At 66.7% G+C, this 18,501-nt stretch carries 17 protein-coding genes; 6 read left to right on the top strand and 11 right to left on the bottom strand.

Features of this window, described 5'->3' with window-relative positions; all coding sequences use genetic code 11:
- Positions 1 to 28 precede the first annotated feature (28 nt).
- Positions 29 to 334, top strand: a complete 306-nt coding sequence (locus ACZK29_RS01165) for an NHLP-related RiPP peptide (protein WP_106548770.1) — start codon at positions 29 to 31, stop codon at positions 332 to 334.
- On the opposite strand, the gene ACZK29_RS01160 is transcribed toward ACZK29_RS01165, so the two are convergent.
- From ACZK29_RS01160 to aceB, 4 genes are all read right to left on the bottom strand, one after another.
- Positions 307 to 2,844, bottom strand: coding sequence for a putative peptide modification system cyclase (locus ACZK29_RS01160; protein WP_111205102.1), 2,538 nt, complete (start codon positions 2,842 to 2,844; stop codon positions 307 to 309). The two genes, ACZK29_RS01165 and ACZK29_RS01160, sit on opposite strands and share 28 nt — an antisense overlap.
- A gap of 17 nt (positions 2,845 to 2,861) precedes the next feature.
- The gene (locus ACZK29_RS01155; protein ID WP_099551553.1) at positions 2,862 to 3,902 is read right to left on the bottom strand and encodes a GGDEF domain-containing protein; all 1,041 of its coding nucleotides are present in this window, start codon (positions 3,900 to 3,902) and stop codon (positions 2,862 to 2,864) included.
- 416 nt (positions 3,903 to 4,318) lie between these two features.
- Positions 4,319 to 5,620, bottom strand: a complete 1,302-nt coding sequence (gene aceA / locus ACZK29_RS01150) for an isocitrate lyase (RefSeq protein WP_111112488.1) — start codon at positions 5,618 to 5,620, stop codon at positions 4,319 to 4,321.
- Positions 5,621 to 5,684: 64 nt separating this feature from the next.
- Complete coding sequence (gene aceB / locus ACZK29_RS01145; RefSeq protein WP_111205101.1) at positions 5,685 to 7,307, bottom strand: malate synthase A; 1,623 nt, start codon at positions 7,305 to 7,307, stop codon at positions 5,685 to 5,687.
- A 110-nt stretch (positions 7,308 to 7,417) separates the two neighbouring features.
- Here aceB and ACZK29_RS01140 point away from each other — a divergent pair, with 110 nt between their 5' ends.
- Both ACZK29_RS01140 and ACZK29_RS01135 read left to right on the top strand, forming a co-directional pair.
- Positions 7,418 to 8,386 carry a LysR family transcriptional regulator gene (locus ACZK29_RS01140; protein ID WP_024956234.1) on the top strand — a complete coding sequence of 323 codons (969 nt, stop codon included), beginning with the start codon at positions 7,418 to 7,420 and terminating at the stop codon, positions 8,384 to 8,386.
- Between the two features lie 322 nt (positions 8,387 to 8,708).
- Entirely contained in the window at positions 8,709 to 9,626 is a 918-nt protein-coding gene (locus tag ACZK29_RS01135; RefSeq protein ID WP_164146538.1) for a LysR family transcriptional regulator, read from the top strand.
- A 94-nt stretch (positions 9,627 to 9,720) separates the two neighbouring features.
- Here the strand turns inward: ACZK29_RS01135 and ACZK29_RS01130 are convergent, their stop codons facing one another.
- Positions 9,721 to 10,977 (bottom strand): MFS transporter, encoded by a 1,257-nt coding sequence (locus tag ACZK29_RS01130; protein WP_164146537.1) that lies wholly within the window; start codon positions 10,975 to 10,977, stop codon positions 9,721 to 9,723.
- A gap of 124 nt (positions 10,978 to 11,101) precedes the next feature.
- Positions 11,102 to 11,728: a signal peptidase I gene (lepB, locus tag ACZK29_RS01125; protein WP_049429789.1), complete on the bottom strand. Its 627-nt coding sequence runs from the start codon at positions 11,726 to 11,728 to the stop codon at positions 11,102 to 11,104.
- A gap of 257 nt (positions 11,729 to 11,985) precedes the next feature.
- On the opposite strand from lepB, the gene ACZK29_RS01120 reads away from it, so the two are divergent.
- On the top strand, positions 11,986 to 12,387 hold the full coding sequence (locus tag ACZK29_RS01120; RefSeq protein ID WP_049429790.1) for a hypothetical protein: 402 nt from the start codon (positions 11,986 to 11,988) through the stop codon (positions 12,385 to 12,387).
- A 3-nt stretch (positions 12,388 to 12,390) separates the two neighbouring features.
- Complete coding sequence (locus tag ACZK29_RS01115; protein WP_049429791.1) at positions 12,391 to 12,837, top strand: hypothetical protein; 447 nt, start codon at positions 12,391 to 12,393, stop codon at positions 12,835 to 12,837.
- 155 nt (positions 12,838 to 12,992) lie between these two features.
- Here the strand turns inward: ACZK29_RS01115 and dcp are convergent, their stop codons facing one another.
- From dcp to arfB, 3 genes are all read right to left on the bottom strand, one after another.
- A complete protein-coding gene (gene dcp / locus ACZK29_RS01110; protein ID WP_111117645.1) occupies positions 12,993 to 15,149 on the bottom strand; it encodes a peptidyl-dipeptidase Dcp in 2,157 nt (718 codons plus the stop codon).
- A 111-nt stretch (positions 15,150 to 15,260) separates the two neighbouring features.
- Positions 15,261 to 15,821, bottom strand: a complete 561-nt coding sequence (locus ACZK29_RS01105; RefSeq protein WP_226053502.1) for a lysophospholipid acyltransferase family protein — start codon at positions 15,819 to 15,821, stop codon at positions 15,261 to 15,263.
- A 46-nt stretch (positions 15,822 to 15,867) separates the two neighbouring features.
- Positions 15,868 to 16,299 carry an alternative ribosome rescue aminoacyl-tRNA hydrolase ArfB gene (gene arfB / locus ACZK29_RS01100; protein ID WP_049429794.1) on the bottom strand — a complete coding sequence of 144 codons (432 nt, stop codon included), beginning with the start codon at positions 16,297 to 16,299 and terminating at the stop codon, positions 15,868 to 15,870.
- Between the two features lie 133 nt (positions 16,300 to 16,432).
- Between arfB and ACZK29_RS01095 the strand changes: the two genes are divergently transcribed.
- The gene (locus ACZK29_RS01095) at positions 16,433 to 16,960 is read left to right on the top strand and encodes a DUF2059 domain-containing protein (protein ID WP_478446543.1); all 528 of its coding nucleotides are present in this window, start codon (positions 16,433 to 16,435) and stop codon (positions 16,958 to 16,960) included.
- An 81-nt stretch (positions 16,961 to 17,041) separates the two neighbouring features.
- Here ACZK29_RS01095 and ACZK29_RS01090 read toward each other — a convergent pair whose 3' ends face one another.
- Positions 17,042 to 17,782: a pseudouridine synthase gene (locus ACZK29_RS01090; protein WP_111204838.1), complete on the bottom strand. Its 741-nt coding sequence runs from the start codon at positions 17,780 to 17,782 to the stop codon at positions 17,042 to 17,044.
- 80 nt (positions 17,783 to 17,862) lie between these two features.
- Complete coding sequence (locus tag ACZK29_RS01085; protein WP_111204840.1) at positions 17,863 to 18,450, bottom strand: O-methyltransferase; 588 nt, start codon at positions 18,448 to 18,450, stop codon at positions 17,863 to 17,865.
- Between the last annotated feature and the right edge of the window lie 51 nt (positions 18,451 to 18,501).

Raw genomic sequence — 18,501 nt, 5'->3', positions numbered from 1 at the left:
CCTCGACACTCCATGGATGCAGGACACAATGCCCACGTTGACGCTCTCGCTGCCGGTCGCCAGGACGCTGGTTCAGCGCCTCGCCACCGATGACACCTTCCGCCAGCTCTTCGCCACCGACACGGCCGCCGCGATACTGCTGGCTGGACACGTTCCATCCGACCCGGCTGATCTTCAGCAGTTCGTCCAGGATTGCTGCAAGAACATCTGCCTGGCGGAGAAGGACGTCATCGCACAGGCCGAAGACCAGATCATCGCCATGCTGACCAGTGGTACCGGCTACTCCGTGCCGATGCTTGAGGACGGTTACGGCTCGCCGCGAACGCTGCGTTGAGGCACCGAGGCCATGGTGTCGGCAGCCTCACTTGCCGGCGCCGCCATGAGCCTCCTCACATCCACTACATTCAGTGCCTGCAGGCAGAAGCTGCATTGCGCTTCCGCGTATGCAAATCCGGGGCGATCACGCAGCCAGCGCGTCTGCTCCTGGGCAACATCCTTCAGCCCTGCCTCCAGCGCCAGGTCACGCACTGCCAGCCGTACCTGCAGGCGTGGCTGCTTCTTCAGCAGCGGTACGAGCAGGTCCAGCCCGGCTTGGGGCTGGCCCTCATGCTGCATCATCCGCCCGGCCAACAGGGTGACGTACTGGCGCAACACACTGCTGTCAGGAAGATCCTGAAGCGCCTTCATCCGGGCCTGGACCGCCCTGGCCGGTGCGTCATCACCCAGTCTCAGTGCCAGCAAGGCTGCCGCATGTGCTGCAACCAGACGATCCACTATTTCCACCGCCGGTTCGCCACTCAGCTCTGCGAACGGCGCCGTCGCGGACGCGCGCGCCACCATCAAGGCTTTCGACTTTCTGCCGGCCATCATGTAGGCGACAGCCAGGGGCATGTCGAAGTTGTACCGATCCATGCCCTGGCGCCGTGCGGCAAGCATCCTCCCCTGTTCGGCGAGCTTGATGGCGCCCTCGACGTCGCCTTGGTCAAGCGCAATCGTGGTGGCGAAATTACCAGCATGGAAGTTGTTTGGGTCGATCCGCCCAAGCAGCGCATTGGCCTTCTCGAACTCGGCACGCGCTGCCGCCACCGTCGCCTGGCGCATCAATGCACCTTCCCAACCATTGCTGGCGGCACGGCTGAACGCGATGTCAGCCTCTGCGTAGCGCTCGCTGGCCAGCAAGGCGCGGCCGTACTGGTCCTGTGCGATCTCAGGCAGCTCGACCCTGCTTTGTGCAACGCGCTTGGAAAGCGCCAGGGCCTCGGCAAGGCGGTTCTCGTGGAAAAGATTCAGACCAGCGTTGTAGCTTGCAGGCATGTAATCCGGATACAGCTCTGCCATGCGCGCCCAGCCATCGGTGGCACGATCCGGATCACCGATCTGCAGCGCCCAGTTCTGCACATACAGGCGCTCGCGTGGCGTAAGGTGTCCTGATCGACGGTCGGCCTCTTCCAGCAGACGCTTGGCATCGTGGTAGTTCATCATGGCGAAACGACAGCGGGCTTGGCCCAGCCATGCCAGGGCGAACTCAGGATCGACCTGGATCGCCTGCCCGAAGAACGCCATCGCGCCGTTGAAATCTCCGCGGCTGTAGCGCTTCTGGCCCAAGGCAAACGCACGCAGCGCATCCATGCTGCCCGTGGTCACCTCCGGCAGGGATTGGCTGTCGCGCTGGATCAATGCGGGCTCTTCGCCCAGGCGATCGCGCAGCTGGCGCGAAACATCGTCCACCGCCGCCAATACCGCACCCGCCTTCGCATCGGCGGATACCACGGCCAGAGTGCGCAGCGTCGACGGCTCGACCACCTCCACGCTGAAGCGGGTGCGGCCGCCGATATCGGTAGCCGATGGCACGAACACCAGGCGGGCGCCCGTGCGTACCGCAACAGCGGCGGCATCGCCGCGTTCGCGGACGCCGCCATCCAGCGGTTTCCGCATCATCTCAAGGGTGCGGCCGACGCGATCGTCACTGACGACGTTGACGTAGCGGGACTGCTCGAGACTGATCCGGAACGCCTGGTCCAGGGCGTCATCAAGCAGGCGATTGCCGGTGAGGTTATGCAGCCCACCGAGCACCACCCAATCGCGTTCAGCGAACGCGATTGCCGGCTGTGGCCGGGTCAGCAACCAGACGCCAAGCACTGCGGCCAGCAGCACAGCAGCCTGCGCCGCCATCGCCAGTGGACGGCGCCACAACGGAAGATCACGCCGGGCCTTGGCCGTGTGCCGCAGCCGCCCCGGCGTGGGCATGCCCGCCGCCTGCACGCCGTAGACTTCGGCAGGCTGGCTCACGCCCTTGAAGCGCCAGCGCCCGAATGATCGCCATTGCAGGCCTTCAGCCATCGCGCCCAGCGACCCACTGGAGCGACGCACGATGGATTCGGCCACCGCCGAAAGCAGGATCTGGCCCGGCCGTGCCAACTGCATCAAGCGCGCCGCCGTCGGCTTGGCCAGGCCTTCGACTTCAATCGCCTTGGCGCCAGCCCGCACTGCCTCGGCGCTGTTCTCCCAGGTGAGCACATCGCCCACATGCAGACCGGCCCGCGCCTGCAGATGGATCTCGTGTCTCTGCCCCAGCGGCTGCAGCCCGCGCTGGTAATCCAATGCGAAGCCAAGCGCGTCGATCGGGCGCTCGAACAGCATGAACAACCCGTCGGAGCGATCGATCAGCTGGCCGTTCCAGCGCTGCTGCAGCGCCAGCACCAGCCGGTCGTGTTCCTGGAACAGTTCGGCGGCAGCGACATCGCCGATGCGTTCGACCAGCAGCAGCGAGTCACACAGGTCAGTGAACAGCAGGGCGCGCAGTTGCTGGTTGTGCGGCGCCGACGTTCCGTTGTCGCCATTCATCGCCTCTGTCTCCCGATCTAGGGTGAGTCCACTGCGTCTGCCCAACGCAGGCAGTTGCCACCATCACGCTTGGCCTGGTACAGCGCACGGTCCGCGCTGGCGTACCACTCGCTCCAGCCCGCATCCGGGTCCAGCAGGCTGGCGCCGATGCTGACCAGGCTGACGTGCGGCGTGCCGTGGCTGCGTTCGAGCAGGCCGTGTACCGCGCTGAGAATGAACTCGGCCGCGTGCTGCACGATCTCGTGGTTGCCACGACGCAGGATCAGGCAGAACTCGTCACCGCCGAGCCGGCAGGTCAGGTCCTGCTCGCCGGCCATCGAGCGCAGGATGTTGCCCATGCTCTGCAGCACGCGATCGCCGGCCTGGTGGCCATGGCGGTCATTGATCTGCTTGAAGCGGTCGCAGTCGATCAGCAGCAGCGCCTGCGGCAGCCCACTGCCATCTGCGCGGCATTCCTGCAGGTACAGGGTGAGGCCACGGCGGTTGTGCAGTCCGGTCAGTTCATCGGTACGCACCAGCTCACGGGTGTGGGTCAGCTGGTGGGTGGTGATGTACAGGTTGTCCAGCGCGGTTTCCAGGTCATGGTTGCGCCGGCGCAGCTGGCTGATCAGGGCCTGTTCGTTGGTCAGCACGCGCATGATCGTGCGGCGCAGGAAGTAGGCGACCAGGCCCGGATCGGATTCGACCAGGCGATGGAAGTCGGCGGGCCCCAGCTCAAGCACCTCGCAGTCCACCAGGGCGCGCGCACTGGCGCTGCGCGGGTGATCACCCACCAGCAGGCCCAGCTCACCGAAGAACTCCTGCTGCCCGAGGGTCTTGATCACCAGGTCCTCGCCGAAGTCCAGTTCGATCTGGCCTTCCAGGATCACGTACATGCGCTCGCCACGATGCCCGCGCTGGAACAGCCACTGTCCGGCATGAAGCTTGCATGGACGGGCAAATCTGGCGAACAATGCGACCTCGGCATCGGACAGCAGCGCATGCACGATCTCGGCCATCGCCACCCGGGCGATACCTGACGTCACATCACTGTTCTCGGCCGCACCCCTGCCGGTCATTCCCTGCACCCGCCGCCAGCGTCCCCTGGTGAGCCGCGGAGCATAGCACCGCTTTAAAATGTGCGCCCTATCTCATTTTGAGCCTTGTGGTCCGCTTTCCCGATGTGAAGGCGCGCGGTGGCCGTTCTGCCCGCCACGGTCCAGGGAAAAGTCGTTCCGGATCAATCTGATGGCCACCTTCACAGGGTTTCGGCCAAGTTGCCGGGCTGTGGGGTGCGCCGGATTGACGCTGCATGCGTTCATCGCGTTTCCATCGATACAACAACGCCGGCAGGTCCCCCGACCGGCCGGCGTTGTCTGGCCCTTCCCTGGCCACCCTGATCGCTCTGAGGCCCGGTAGTGCCGGCCGCTGGCCGGCAACCACCTGGACCTCGGGAACATCTACGGGTTGCCGGCCAGTGGCCGGCACTACCCGCTCAGGCAGCGCGTTCGCTGCGGCCGCCGTGGAACTGCTCTTCCTCGGTGGAGCCGGTCAGTGCGGTGGTCGAGGACTGGCCCTGCTGGATCGCCTGGGTCACGGCATCGAAGTAGCCGGTGCCGACCTCGCGCTGGTGCTTGACCGCGGTGAAGCCACGCTCGGCCGCTTCGAACTCGGCTTCCTGCAGTTCCACGAAGGCGCTCATCTGGCGGCGTGCATAGCCGTGGGCCAGGTTGAACATGCCGTAGTTCAGCGCGTGGAAGCCGGCCAGGGTGATGAACTGGAACTTGTAGCCGTAGCTGCCCAGCTCGCGCTGGAACTTCGCGATCGTTGCGTCGTCCAGGTTCTTCTTCCAGTTGAAGCTGGGCGAGCAGTTGTAGGCCAGCAGCTTGCCGGGGAACTTCGCATGGATCGCCTCGGCGAACTTGCGGGCGAACTCCAGGTCCGGCTTGCCGGTCTCGCACCACACCAGGTCGGCATAGGGCGCGTAGGCCAGGCCGCGGCTGATCGCCTGGTCCAGGCCATTGCGGGTCTTGTAGAAGCCTTCCACGGTGCGTTCGCCGGTGGCGAACGGCTTGTCGTTGCCGTCGATGTCGCTGGTCAGCAGGTCGGCGGCTTCGGCGTCGGTACGCGCCACCAGCAGGGTCGGCACGCCCAGCACGTCGGCAGCCAGGCGCGCGGCGTTGAGCTTCTCGATCGCCTCTCGGGTCGGCACCAGCACCTTGCCGCCCATGTGGCCGCACTTCTTCACCGAGGCCAGCTGGTCCTCGAAGTGCACGCCGGCGGCGCCAGCCTCGATCATCGCCTTCATCAGCTCGAACGCGTTGAGCACGCCGCCGAAACCGGCTTCGGCGTCGGCCACGATCGGCTGCAGGAAGTCGATGTCATCCTTGCCTTCGGCGTGGTGCAGCTGGTCGGCGCGCAGCAGCGTGTTGTTGATGCGCTTGACCACCGCCGGCACCGAATCGGCCGGGTACAGCGACTGGTCCGGATACATCTGGCCGGCCAGGTTGGCATCAGCCGCCACCTGCCAGCCGGACAGGTAGATCGCCTTCAAGCCGGCCTTGACCTGCTGCATGGCCTGGTTGCCGGTCAGGGCACCCAGCGCGTTGACAAACTCGCGCTCATGCAGCGATGCCCACAGCTTCTCCGCGCCCAGGCGGGCCAGCGAATGCTCGATGTGGACGGTGCCGCGCAGGCGCACCACGTCAGCGGCGCTGTAGTTGCGCTTGATGCCTTCCCAGCGCGGGTTGGTGTCCCAGTCGTGCTGGATCTGTTCGGCAGTGGGCAGCTTGCTCATGTCTTTCTCCAGTTCGGTTCGTGCGTGCAGCGGGGAGGGAAACGGCGGGATTGCGGGCAGTCGGTCAATCGATGCGCGCGTAGGCCGGCAGGGTCAGGAAATCGGTCAATTCGTTGCTGCGGCTCAGTTCGGCCAGCAGGGCGATGGCTTCGCCGATGCGGGCGCCACCGGGCAGCGCGGCGGTATCGCCCAGCCGCGCCGGCAGCTGCGCCAGCGTGGAATCCAGCAGGGCCAGGTCGATCGCGGTGCCATCGTCCAGTTGCTGGCCCGGCGTATGCAGCCACTGCCACAGCTGGCTGCGGCTGATCTCGGCGGTGGCCGCGTCCTCCATCAGGTGATGGATCGGCACGCAGCCGTTGCCATCCAGCCACGCCGCCAGATAGCGCACGCAGACTTCCACGTTGCCTTCGAAACCGGCGCGGGTGATGGTGCCCGGCGGCCGTGCGATCAGCTCATCGCGGCCGACGCGCACATCCTGGCGCAGCACGTTGTGCTGGTTCGCGGTGGGCATGTGTTCGTCGAAGATCGCCATCGCTACCGGAATCAGCGCCGGGTGCGCGACCCAAGTGCCGTCATGGCCGGCGGTGACTTCGCGCAGCTTGTCGGCGCGCACGCGGGCCATCGCCTGCTCGTTGGCGGCGGCATCGTTGTTGATCGGGATCTGCGCGGCCATGCCACCCATCGCATGCGCACCGCGGCGATGGCAGGTCTGGATCAGCAGCTCCGAGTACGCCTTCAGGAACGGCTGGGTCATGGTCACCTGGCCGCGCTCGGGCAGCACGCGGTCGGCGTGGCGGCGGAAGGTCTTCAGGTACGAGAAGATGTAATCCCAGCGCCCGCAGTTCAGGCCGACGATGCGGTCACGCAGCGCGTGCAGGATCTCGTCCATCTCGAACACCGCCGGCAGTGTTTCGATCAGCACGGTCACCTTGATCTGGCCGTGCGGCAGGCCGAGCATGCCTTCGATGTGCGACAGCGCGGTCTCCCACAGCGCCGCCTCCTCCATGCTCTGCAGCTTGGGCAGGTAGAAGTACGGGCCGCGGTCCTTGCCCTGCAGGGCGCGGGCGTTGTGGAAGGCGAACACCGCCGCGTCGAACAGGCCACCGGCCAGCGGCTGGCCGTCAATCGCCACGTGCTTTTCGTCCAGGTGCCAGCCGCGCGGGCGCACGATCAGCACCGCCTGTTCGTCATACGGGCGCAGGCGGTAGTGCTTGCCATTGGCGGCGGTGAACTCCAGGTCACCACGCACCGCCGCCGCCAGCGACTGCTGACCCGCCAGCAGGTTGCGCCAGGTCGGCGAGGTCGAATCCTCGAAGTCGGCCATGAACACCTTGGCGCCCGAGTTCAGCGCGTTGATGACCATCTTCGGGTCGGTCGGGCCGGTGATCTCGACGCGGCGGTCCTGCAGCGCGGCCGGCAGCGGCGCGACGGTCCAGTCGCCGCTGCGGATGGCGGCAGTGTCTTCGCGGAAATCCGGCAGGCCGCCCTGGTCGAAGAACGCCTGGCGCTCGCGGCGGGCCTGCAGCCGTGCCTGCCGGCCCGGTTCCACCGCACGGTGCAGCGACACCAGCAGGGCCAGCAGCGGCGCCGGCAGCACGGTGTCCTGGCCGGCCACACGGGTCGCCAGGGCGATGCCGGGGGTAGCCTTGCTGGCAGGGGTGGGAACAGCGGAAGCGACGGCGGACATGGGGCGACTCCAGCGATGGGGGAACGTCTCCACGGTGCCGCTGGGACTGAGTATTTGGCAAAACAGTTTTTGCAATGCTCTACATAAATTGTGCTAATACTTGTGACGCCATGACCACGCGCCCCTCGCCAAGTCCGCGTTTTTCCTACAAATCCGACCGGTTGAAGCCGCTGCGCGCGTTCTGCCAGACGGTGCGCCTGGGTTCGGTCTCACGGGCTGCTGAGGCGCTGTTCGTCAGCCAGCCGGCCATCAGCCTGCAGTTGCAGGCGTTGGAGCGTGAGTTGGGGGTGCCCCTGTTCGAGCGCAGTGGGCGACGCCTGGTGCCCAGCCGTGAGGGCCAGCTGTTGTATGAAATGGCGCAGCCACTGGTGGAGAACCTGGATGGGCTGGAGGCGCGTTTCCGCGACAAGGTGCGCGGCCTGGACGCGGGCGAACTGAACATCGCCGCCAACAGTTCCACCATCCTGTACCTGCTGCCGAAGATCGTCGAACGCTTCCGCCTGCACCACCCGGACGTGCGCCTGACCCTGCACAACGCGATCAGCGCCGACGGCACCGACCTGCTGCGCGAGGATGCCGCCGACCTGGCGATCGGCTCGATGACCGACGTGCCAGCCGATCTCAGCTACGCCCCGGCCTACCGCTTCGAGCAGGTGCTGATCGCGCCGCACGATCATCCGCTGGCCAGTGGCGGCGAGCTGGAGCTGGCCGACATCGCGCGCTACCCGCTGGTGCTGCCGCCGAAGCGGCAGATCACCTACCGCCTGGTCGACCAGGTCTTCCAGCGCCACCGCATCGCCTACACCGTGGCGCTGGAGGTCGGCGGCTGGGAGGTGATCAAGCAGTACGTGGCGATGGGCATGGGCATTTCCATCGTGCCGGCGCTGTGCCTGAACGAGGCCGACCGCGAGCGGTTGGCCGCGCGATCGATGAAGCGCTGGTTCCCGGAACGCAGTTACGGGGTGATCGTGCGGCGCGGCAAGGCGTTGTCGGCGCAGGCGCGGGCATTCATCGAGCTGATCCAGCCGGAGTTGTTCAGTCCGCGCGATTACGACCAGAGCGGGCATTCCGAGCGGTAAAGGGTGTTCGGCAGGGCTGCGCCCTGCACCTGCCGAATCAACGGCAACGTCAAAAGCGGGCATCCCGTGGGATGGCGGGGTGGGTCCGGTGGCGGGGGACGCCGTGAATCCGTCCATGGAGGCTCGGTCGCGCCATCCATGGCGCTCACGCCCCCGCAACCGGACCCACCCCGCCTTCGACAAATCTCCGTGGTCTGTCGGAACGCCATGGACTGCTGTTGGTGGGTGTCGACCTTGGTCGACACGGTAGATCCATGCCATGCGTGGATGACGTACGAATGATCTGGCTCCATTTGTGGCTGGCGATGCATAGACTGGCCCCATGCCGATCGAACTCCGCCACCTGCGTTACTTCCTTGCCGTCGCCGATACGCTGCACTTCGGCCAGGCGGCCGAGCGGCTGGGGATGTCGCAACCGCCGCTCAGCCAGCAGATCCGCCAGCTGGAAGACCTGATAGGTGCGCGCCTGTTCGTACGAAGCCATCGCCGCGTGCAGCTGACGCCTGCGGGCGAGCTGCTGCAGGAACGTGCACGCGCCATCGTGCAGCAGGTGGAAACCGCGGTGGACGAGGTGCAGCGTGCGCAGCGCGGTGAGCAGGGCGAACTGCACATTGGCCTGACCCGCGCCACGCCGCTGTCGCCACAGATTCCGCGTTCGATCCTGCATTACCGCCAGCAGTATCCGCAGGTGCGCTTGCAGCTGAGCGAGATGAACACGCTGCAGCAGATCGACGCGCTGCTCGACGGTTCACTGGACGTCGGCATCATCCGCAAGCGCGCGCTGCCGGCGGAACTGGTGGCACACAGCCTGTTCGTCGATCCGCTGGCGCTGATCGTGCATGCCGACCATCCTGCCCTGCGCAGACTGTCGAAGCAGGGCACGCTGTCGCTGCGCGACTTCGCGCAGGAGCCGTTCGTGGCGTTCCGCCGCAGTGCCGGTGCGGGTATCCACGACCATATGATCGCGTTGTGCGCGGCTGCCGGATTCACACCGCGCATCGTGCAGGAGGCGGGTGAAGCCTCGACGCTGATCAGTCTGGCCGCCGCGGGCCTGGGCGCGGCGATCCTGCCGTCGTCGTGCGATCACATCCGCGTGGAAGGCGCGCGCTTCGTGGCGCTGGCCGACGCCGGCGCACATTCGGAAGTGCAGCTGGCGTGGCGTCGCGAAGGGGTGACGCCGTTGATCCGCAACTTCGCCACGCTGCTGCGCGGGGCGTTCGCCGGTAGAGTCGACTGTTAGTCGACTATCGCGCGCAGCGCGGGGCTTTTGCGGTCTGATGGAAGAGCAGTCGACTAACAGTCGACTCTACCAAGGCAAGCGCAACTCCACAGGATCAGGCAGTGACCGGCTGCGGCGCGCGCTGCTGCAGCGCCCAGACGATGCCACCACCAATCAGGGTCAGCACCGCAGCGAACGCGCACACACCCAGCCAATCCCAGGCCGCATAGGCCAGGCCACCGACCCCGCCCAGCACACTGGACCCCAGGTAGTAGGCGAACAGATACAGCGCCGAGGCTTCCGCGCGCATCGCACCGGCACGGCTGCCAACCCAGCTGCTGGCCACCGAGTGACCACCGAAGAAGCCGAACGTCACCAGCGCGATGCCCAGTGCCATCGTGCTCAGCCATGGCAATGCCAGCAGCGCGATGCCGGCGCCGATCAGCGCGAACGAGATCGACAGGATGCGGCCGCGCCCGTACCGCGTGGCCTGCTGGCCCATCCACGCCGAACTGAAGGTGCCCACCAGGTACACGCTGAAGATCAGGCCGACCACGGTCTGGCTGAGGTGGTACGGCGGCGCCAGCAGGTGGTAGCCCAGGTAGTTGTAGAGGGTGACGAACACGCCCATCAGCACGAACGAGGTGGCGAACAGCCACGGCAGGCCCGGGTCGGCGAACAGCATGCGCCAGCGCGACGGCAACTGGCGCAGGCCATCGCGACGCGCGTGGAAATGGCGCGACGGGGGCAGCTGCAGCCACAGCAGCGCGGTGCTGGCGATGGCGATGATCGAGACCACGCCGATACCCCAGCGCCAGCCCCAGTGGTCGGCGATGATGCCGGCCAGCAGGCGCCCGCTCATGCCACCGATGGCGTTGCCGCCGATGTACAGGCCCATCGCCAGGCCCAGCGCGCGGCTGTCCATTTCCTCGACCAGGTAGGTCATCGCCACCGCCGGTACGCCGCTCAGCGCCAGGCCGAGCAGGGTGCGCAGCACCAGCAACGTGGTCCAGTCGTCCACCAGCGCGGTGCTCAGCGACAGCATGGCCGAGGCCAGCAGCGCAGCGATCATCAACGGGCGACGGCCGACCGCGTCGGACAGCAGGCCGGCCAGCAGCATGGCCACCGCCAGCGTGCCGGTGGTCAGCGACAGCGACATCGCGCTGCCGGCAGCAGAAACGCCGAAGTGGCGGCTGAACTCGGGCAGCAGCGGCTGCACCGTGTACAGCAGGCCGAAGGTGGAAAAGCCGGCCAGGAACAGCGCCAGCGCAGTGCGGCGGAAGGCCGGCGTGCCCTGCTGGATGCGGGTGTCGGAAGCGGGGTCAACAGCGTGGGGGCAGCGTTCGACGGTCGCGGCGGTTTCGCCAGTCATGGGATCGGTGGGCCGGTGGGGACGGCCGGGTATGGGAGGGAACGGGCCTCAGACTAGGCCCGTCCATCCAGTCGATCCATAACCTGATAGGTCATGATTGATACACAGGAAGTATCAATTCAGCTTACAGGCGCTGCCACTCGAAGCCGTCGCCCCGGCGGTAGTACACCGCCACCGCCCGGCCGTAGACCTTGTCCGCATCGACGAAACCGAAGAAGCGGCCATCGAAACTGTTGCCACGGTGGTCTCCCAGCACCAGCACCTTGCCGGCTGGCACCACCAGATCGGCGATGTCCGGACCACCGCCCATGTCCAGGTCCAGGCGGGCACGACGTTCACCGAAGGCTTCCACGTCCTGCAGGTCAGCGATCTGCAGCGGCTGGCCGTTGATGCTCAGGTGTCCCTCGCGCATGTGCACGTGGTCCCCCGCCACCGCCGCCACGCGCTTGATCAACCGGGTGCCATCGGCCGGCGAATCAAACACCGCCACTTCGCCGCGCTGCGGGGTACCGGTCGCCAGCAGTTCCTTGTTGGTGAACGGCAGGCGCAGGCCGTAGGCGCGCATGTCCACCACCACCCGGTCGCCCGGTTGCAGGGTCGGCTGCATCGAGCCGCTGGGCACCACGTAGTGGTTGGCCAGGGTATCGCGGGCAGCGGCGAGCAGGCCGAGCATCACCAGCAGCGGCAACGCCTCCTTCTTCAGCCAGGCCAGCGCGCGTTCGGAAAAGGGAGGGCGGGCAACAGCATCCATGGCAGGCTCCGGGTGGGTGGTAGCTGCATCAGACCACAGGCGGGCGGGAGAGGTTCCCGCGCCACGATCCTGTAGAGCCGAGCCTACGCTCGGCTGCTTGTCGAGCGTCGGTTTGCGTCAGCCGAGCGTGGGCTCGGCTCTACAGGAAGGGTTACGCAGGTTTTACGCGCGGGGCCGGCCAAGGGCATCGCACCTTTACGGCCGCCGCGCGCATCGTGTGCCCACCGCGCCGCAGGGCGCATTCCGCAAGGTGTTGTATGACCCTCCTGGTGATCCGCCACGCGTCTTCGTCGGCGCCGCGTCCGCAGCTGCCGGCGCAGCTGGCCGGCCATCGCGTGCTGTGCAGCGATTGCGCCAGCCTGTCCGAAGTACGCCAGTGCCTGTGCCAGCCGCAGGCGCGTTCGGCCGACTGGGTGCTGCTGGATGTCGGCGTGGCCGACGAAGCGCAATGGCAGGCCGAGGGCGGTGCGTTGCAGGCGGCGCTGGAACGTCTGCCGGCGCAGTACATCGAGCTGCAGTCGCCCAGCGAGCTTGGCCTGGATGCGCGCCTGCGCCTGCAGCATGGCCCCGCCGCAGTGGTGATCGACCAGCGCAGCCAGCAGGCCGGCTATCCGCTGTCGCTGGCCATTGTCGGTCGCCGCCTGGCGCAGGAGGGCTGAGCCATGTCGATCTTCATCATCCGTGGCCCGGAAGCCGCCGGTGCGTTGATCCGTACCGCCATGCCGCTGCCGGCGCCGGTGCTGAAGTCGCTGGTGCATCGTGCGATCGACGCCGGCACCAGCGTGGCGATCCGTGCCTGTGGTTCGGAACAGGAACTGCTGGATGCACTGCGCGTGGCCGACCACAGCCGCGGCGAGGTGACGCTGCTCGATCCGGGCGCGTGCGCCAACAGCCTGCGCCTGCAGCGTCTGCTGCCCTATCTGCACAACGCGTACGTGGAAGTGCATGACGACGGCGCGGTGGCCGAGCCGTGCCTGCCGGCTGGTGTCGGCCATCGACTGGGCATTGCTGCAGGGTATGGCGCGCAGAGCTATGTGCTGGCGCTGGACATCGCGCTGGATCACCTGGGGCTGGCCGAGCAGGCCAATCGGGTGCACGTGGGGACGTAAACCGCTGGTGTAGCGTCGAGCCATGCTCGACTGGCTTTTCCGCCTTTGTAGAGCCGAGCCCATGCTCGGCTGCCTTTCCAGGAAACATCAGCCGAGCACGGGCTCGGCTCTACAGAAAGAAAAACGGCGGGGTTTCCCCCGCCGTTTTTTGTTTCTTACTTCAGCCCGCGGAACTTCAGCAGCGGTTCCACCGACGGGTCCTTGCCGCGGAAATCGCGGTACAGGGTCGACAGCTCCACGCTGTTGCCGCGCGAGAGGATCTTGTCGCGGAATTCCTGGCCGTTGGCCGCCGTCAGGCCACCGTGTTCGGTGAACCACTGGTAGGCGTCATGATCCAGCACTTCGGCCCAGAAGTAGGCGTAGTAGCCGGCCGAGTAACCGCCACCCCAGATGTGGTCGAAGTAGGTGGTGCGGTAACGCGGCGGCACCTGCGGCAGATCGACCTTGAACTTCTTCAGCGCGCTGGCTTCAAAGGCACCGACATCCTGCAGCGGCGCGTCGGCCTTCTGCGTGTGCCAGGCCAGGTCCAGCAGTGCGGCCGACAGGTACTCGGTGGTCGCATAGCCCTGGTTGAAGCTGCGTGCCTTGAGGATCTTGTCGACCAGTTCCTGCGGCATCGCCTCGCCGGTCTTGTAGTGCTTGGCGTAGTTGGCGAACACCTTCGGGTCCAGTGCCCAGTGCTCGTTGAACTGCGACGGGAACTCGACGAAGTCGCGCGAGGTGGCGGTGCCGGCGATCGACGGGTACTTCACGTTCGAGAACATGCCATGCAGTGCGTGGCCGAACTCATGGAACATGGTGGTGACGTCATCGAAGCTGATCAGCGCAGGCTGGCCGGCGGCCGGCTTGGTGAAGTTGCAGACGTTGTAGACCACCGGCTTGGCACCGGTCAGGCCGTCCTGCTCGACGAACACGTCCATCCAGGCGCCACCGGACTTGCTGTCACGCTTGAAGTAGTCGGTGTAGAACAGGGCCAGCGAGGTGCCGTCCTTGTCGAACACTTCGTACACCTTCATGTCCGGGTTGTAGGTCGGAATGTCGGTGCGCGGCTTGAAGGTGATGCCGTACAGCTGGGTGGCGGCGTAGAAGACGCCGTTCTGCAGCACGTTGTCCAGTTCGAAGTACGGCTTGACCTGCGACTCGTCCAGATCGTACTTGGCCTTGCGCACCTGCTCGGCGTAGAAGTCCCAGTCCGAGGCGGCGACCTGGAAGCCGCCCTTCTGCGCGTCGATCACCTTCTGGATCTCGCCGGCTTCGGCACGGGCCTTGGCAGTGGCGGCCGGCACGGTGTCAGTCAGCAGCTTCAGCGCGGCGGCCGGGGTCTTGGCCATCTGGTCGCCCAGCTGGTAGTCGGCGAAGGTGTCGAAGCCAAGCAGCTTGGCCTTCTGCGCACGCAGCTGGGCCAGGCGCTGCACGGTCTGCCGGGTGTCGTTGGCATCGCCGCGCTCGGCGCGGGTTTCCGAGGCCTTCAGCACAGCGGCGCGCTGGTCGCGATCGCTCAGCGAGCCGAGCACCGGCTGCTGGGTGGTGTTCTGCAGCGGCAGCAGGAACTTGCCATCCAGCTTGCGGTCCTTGGCGGCGGCCGCAGCATTGTTGATCGCGTCCTCGTCCAGGCCGGCCAGCTTTGCCTTGTCGTCGACAACCACGGCCGCAGCGGCGGTGGCCGCCACCAGACGGGTGTGGAACTGGGTGGAGAGGGTGGTCTCTTCCACGTTGAGCTTGCGCAGCGAGGCCTTGTCGGCGTCGGACAGCTGCGCACCCGCACGCACCAGGCCGTCGTAGTAATGCTCGACCAGGCGCTTCTGCACCGGATCCAGTTCCAGCGTGTCGCGCTGGTCATAGATCGACTTCACGCGAGCGAACAGCTTCGGGTCGAGATTGATCTCGTCCTGGTGCGCAGCCAGCTTCGGCGCCACTTCTTCCTGGATCTTCTGGCGCGCGTCGTTGGTATCGGCCTGGACCAGGCCGAAGAAGATGCGCGACACGCGGGTCAGCGTCTCGCCGCTGCGCTCCATCGCCACGATGGTGTTGTCGAAGGTGGCCGGCTCACTGCTGTCGGCGATCTTGCGCACGTCGGCCAGGTGCTGGCGCATGCCTTCCTCGAAGGCCGGCAGGTAGTCGCTGTCCTTGATCTTGTCGAACTGCGGCGCCTGGAACGGCAGCGTGCTGGCGCTCAGCAGCGGATTGGTGGAGGCTTCGGCCGGCTGCTGGGCCGGGGCTTTCTGGGCATCGGACACGGGGGTGGACTCCTTGCCGGAACAGGCCGCCAGCGCCAGGCTGATGGCGGCGGCCAGGACTACGGTACGCGACATGTAAAACGCTCCTTGGGCAGACGGTATGGAATACCAGCCCTCCACCCTACTCCTGTCGCGCTCGCCCGGCATGTGCCGGACGTGGCGTCTATGCGGCGGCCTGTGGCCGGCTCAGACCGTGCCGCGGGTCTTGCCGATCCACGGCCGGTAGAACTCGCGGATGGCGGCCATGTCGGCGGCGTCATCGCCGCTGGGCGTGAACAGCGGGCCGATGCCGATGGTCTTTTCCGGATAGTGGAAATACGCGGCCAGGATCGGTACGTCGGCCATCCGGGCGATCTTCAGGAAGCCGGCCTTCCAGTCCTTCACCGCCTTGCGGGTGCCCTCGGGCGTGATGGCGAACCACATCTTCTCGTTGTTGCGCAGCAGATCCACCGCCTGCCCGACCGTGCCCTGCGGCGAGCTGCGATCCAGCGGGATCACGCCCAGCTTGTGCAGCAGCGGCCCCAGCGGCCACCAGAACAACGAGGCCTTGCCCAGCACCTTCACCTTCATGCCCAGCGCGATCTTGGCCGCCATGCCCCACAGGCCGTCCCAGTTGGAGGAGTGCGGGGCGATGATGAAGACCAGCCGCGGGATGTCAGGCAGGGTGCCGGTCACCTTCCAGCCGCCCATGCGCAGGGTGCAGCGCGCCAGCCAGCGCAGGAAGGCGTTGGGTTTGACCTGTGGCATCTGCGGCGGCACGGCCGGCAGCAACGAAGTCGGCTTGTTCAAGCAATCACTCCCAGTCACGTGATGAGCGCCCGCGCTTGATCTGCGCGCGCCCGCGTTTGGCGTCCAGACGACGCAGTTTCGACCCGAGGGTCGGCTTGGTGGCCTTGCGCGGTTTGGGCACGCTCAGCCCGGCCTGGATGAAGGCCGCCAGCCGCTCGCGCGCATCCTCGCGATTGCGATCCTGGGTGCGGAAACGTTGCGCGTCGATGACCAGCACGCCTTCGCCGGTCATGCGCCGGTCACGCCGCGCCAGCAGGCGCTCGCGCAACGGGTCGGGCAACGAGGGCGAGTTGGCCACATCGAAACGCAGTTCCACCGCGGTGGAGACCTTGTTGACGTTCTGGCCACCGGCACCGCTGGCGCGCACGAACCGCTCGACGATCTCGCCGTCGGGGATTTCAAGCTGCGCGCTGATGGTGACCGGTCCACTGCCCATCCGCGCATTGTAGCGGCAGCCACGTGTCGGAGTGCGCATCGCGCGCCGTATGCCGCCGATCAGGTACCGAACACGCCGCCTTCGCCTTGGCTGCGGGTATGCTGACCATCCCATGTACCGCAGGAAGCTTCGCATGACCCGCTCCGCACCCGCCCTGCCATCCCTGCTGCGCCGCGCTGCCCTGTTGCTGGCGCTGGCCGTGGCCAGTGTCCCGGCCCTGGCCGCACCGCCGACCGACGGCGACATCAACCGCCTGCTCTCGGCCTCGCGCGCGCAGAGCATGATCGACACCATGCTGCCGCAGATCGAGGCGATGCAGCAGCAGCAGTTCCAGCAGGTGGCCGCGCAGCGCCAGCTCAACGCCCAGCAGCAGGAACAGCTCAAGCGGATCCAGGCACGGACCAGCCAGACCCTGCGCCAGGCCCTGTCGTGGCAGCAGCTGCGGCCGATGTACGTGGACCTGTACAAGAAAACCTTCAGCAAGGAAGACGTGCTGGCGATGGCCGAGTTCTATGAGAGCGCGGCGGGCCAGAGCCTGCTGGACAAGACCCCGGCGCTGATGCAGAACGTGATGGTAGCGATCCAGGCGTGCATGCAGCCGCTGTTCGCAGACCTGCAGAAGGACCTGGAAGCGATCGTCAACGAGCCGGAAAAGAAGTGACCGGGATTTCCGTAGCGCCCGAGCCCATGCTCGGGCGGCGGCGCGCAGTGCCGTGAAGCGCAGCCGAGCGTGGGCTCGGCTCTACAGGTCCTGGTGCCAGCCGAACAGGTCCAGCGCCTTCTGGAACCCATGGTCCAGCGGCGCACGTACATCGACCACGCCACCATCAGGATGCGGGAAACGCAGGCGCTCGGCGTGCAGCAGCATGCGGTGCACGCCCTGCATGCGGAAGATGCGGTTGTGGCGGCCATCACCGTGGCTGGTGTCGCCGATCATGTGATGTGACAGGTGCTTGAGGTGCCGGCGGATCTGCCGGAAGCGCCCGGTCTGTGGCTGGCAGCGCAGCAGCGCGTACCGTGAGCTGGTGAACTCGCCGACCGGCACCGGCAGCTCGCCGGTGGCCAGGCGCTGGAAATCGGTGATCGCCGGCTTCTTCACCGGCTTGCCCGGGCCACCGTCGAGGTCGTGGTCGACCCGCCAGGACAGTTCGGCCGGCCAGCCGCGGCAGACGGTCAGGTAGTCCTTCAACACCTCGCCGCCCATCAGGGCCTTGCCCAACGCACTGGCGGTATCGCGGTCGAAGGCCAGCAGCAGGCAGCCACTGGTGGCCCGGTCCAGCCGGTGGACCAGGAAGATCGGGCGGCCCAGCTGCTCGCGCAGGCGGTCGGCCAGGAAATCGTCTTCGCCACGGGCCAGCTTGCTGTCGTGGACCATCAGCCCGGCAGGCTTGTTGACCACGGCCAGGCGTTCATCCAGGTGCAGCAGCTGCAGGGGCGCGGTGTCGGTCTCGACCGCGGCGAGGGTCTCGGGTTCGGTGCTCACCGCGGGATTATCGCAGATCGGGGTCAGAACCCTTTTCCTTCGGAAAAGGGTTCTGACCCCGATGCGGGGCGGCACGGCAATCAGGCGTTGCGCACGGCCAGCAGTTCACCGTTGCCCACCGGCACCAGGCTGGTGCTGAAGTCCGCGTCAGACTCCAGTAGCGTCCGCAGCGGTTCCATCTCTTCCGCGTGCGAGGTGGCGTTGTCCACCACCAGCAGGCCGCCCGGGCGCAGCACGCGACGCAGCTGCGGCCACCAGCCGGCGTACTGCCCGCGGTCCGAATCGAGGAACAGCAGATCGATGCTGTCCTCACCGGCCTGAGCCAACCACTGCCCGGCATCGTCGTGCACCAGCGTGATGTGCTCGCCCAGACCGCTGCGTGCAAAGTTCGCACGTGCCATCGCCACCTTGTCCCCGGCGAACTCCAGCGTGGTCACGTGGCCGTCGATGGCGGCGGCGGCCTCAGCCAGCCACAGCGTGGAATAGCCGTTGGAGGTGCCGACCTCCAGCACCCGCCGCGCTGCGCCGAAACGCACCAGCACCGCCAGGAATTCGCCCGTATCCGGTGTGATGTTGAGCATGCGGCGGCCGCGTTCGACTTCACGGGCGTCGTTTTCGGCACCAAGCCGGGCCAGTTCATTCTTCAGTTCCGACAGTTCCAGGGCCATATCCCAGTGAGTTCGCCACGAAGCAGCCTCCATTGTGGCCCGTGTTGGAAC

Source organism: Stenotrophomonas sp. 89682_Sma, assembly GCF_056481405.1.
The sequence above is the reverse complement of the archived record's forward strand: the minus strand, read 5'-3'. Positions and strand labels throughout refer to the sequence as shown.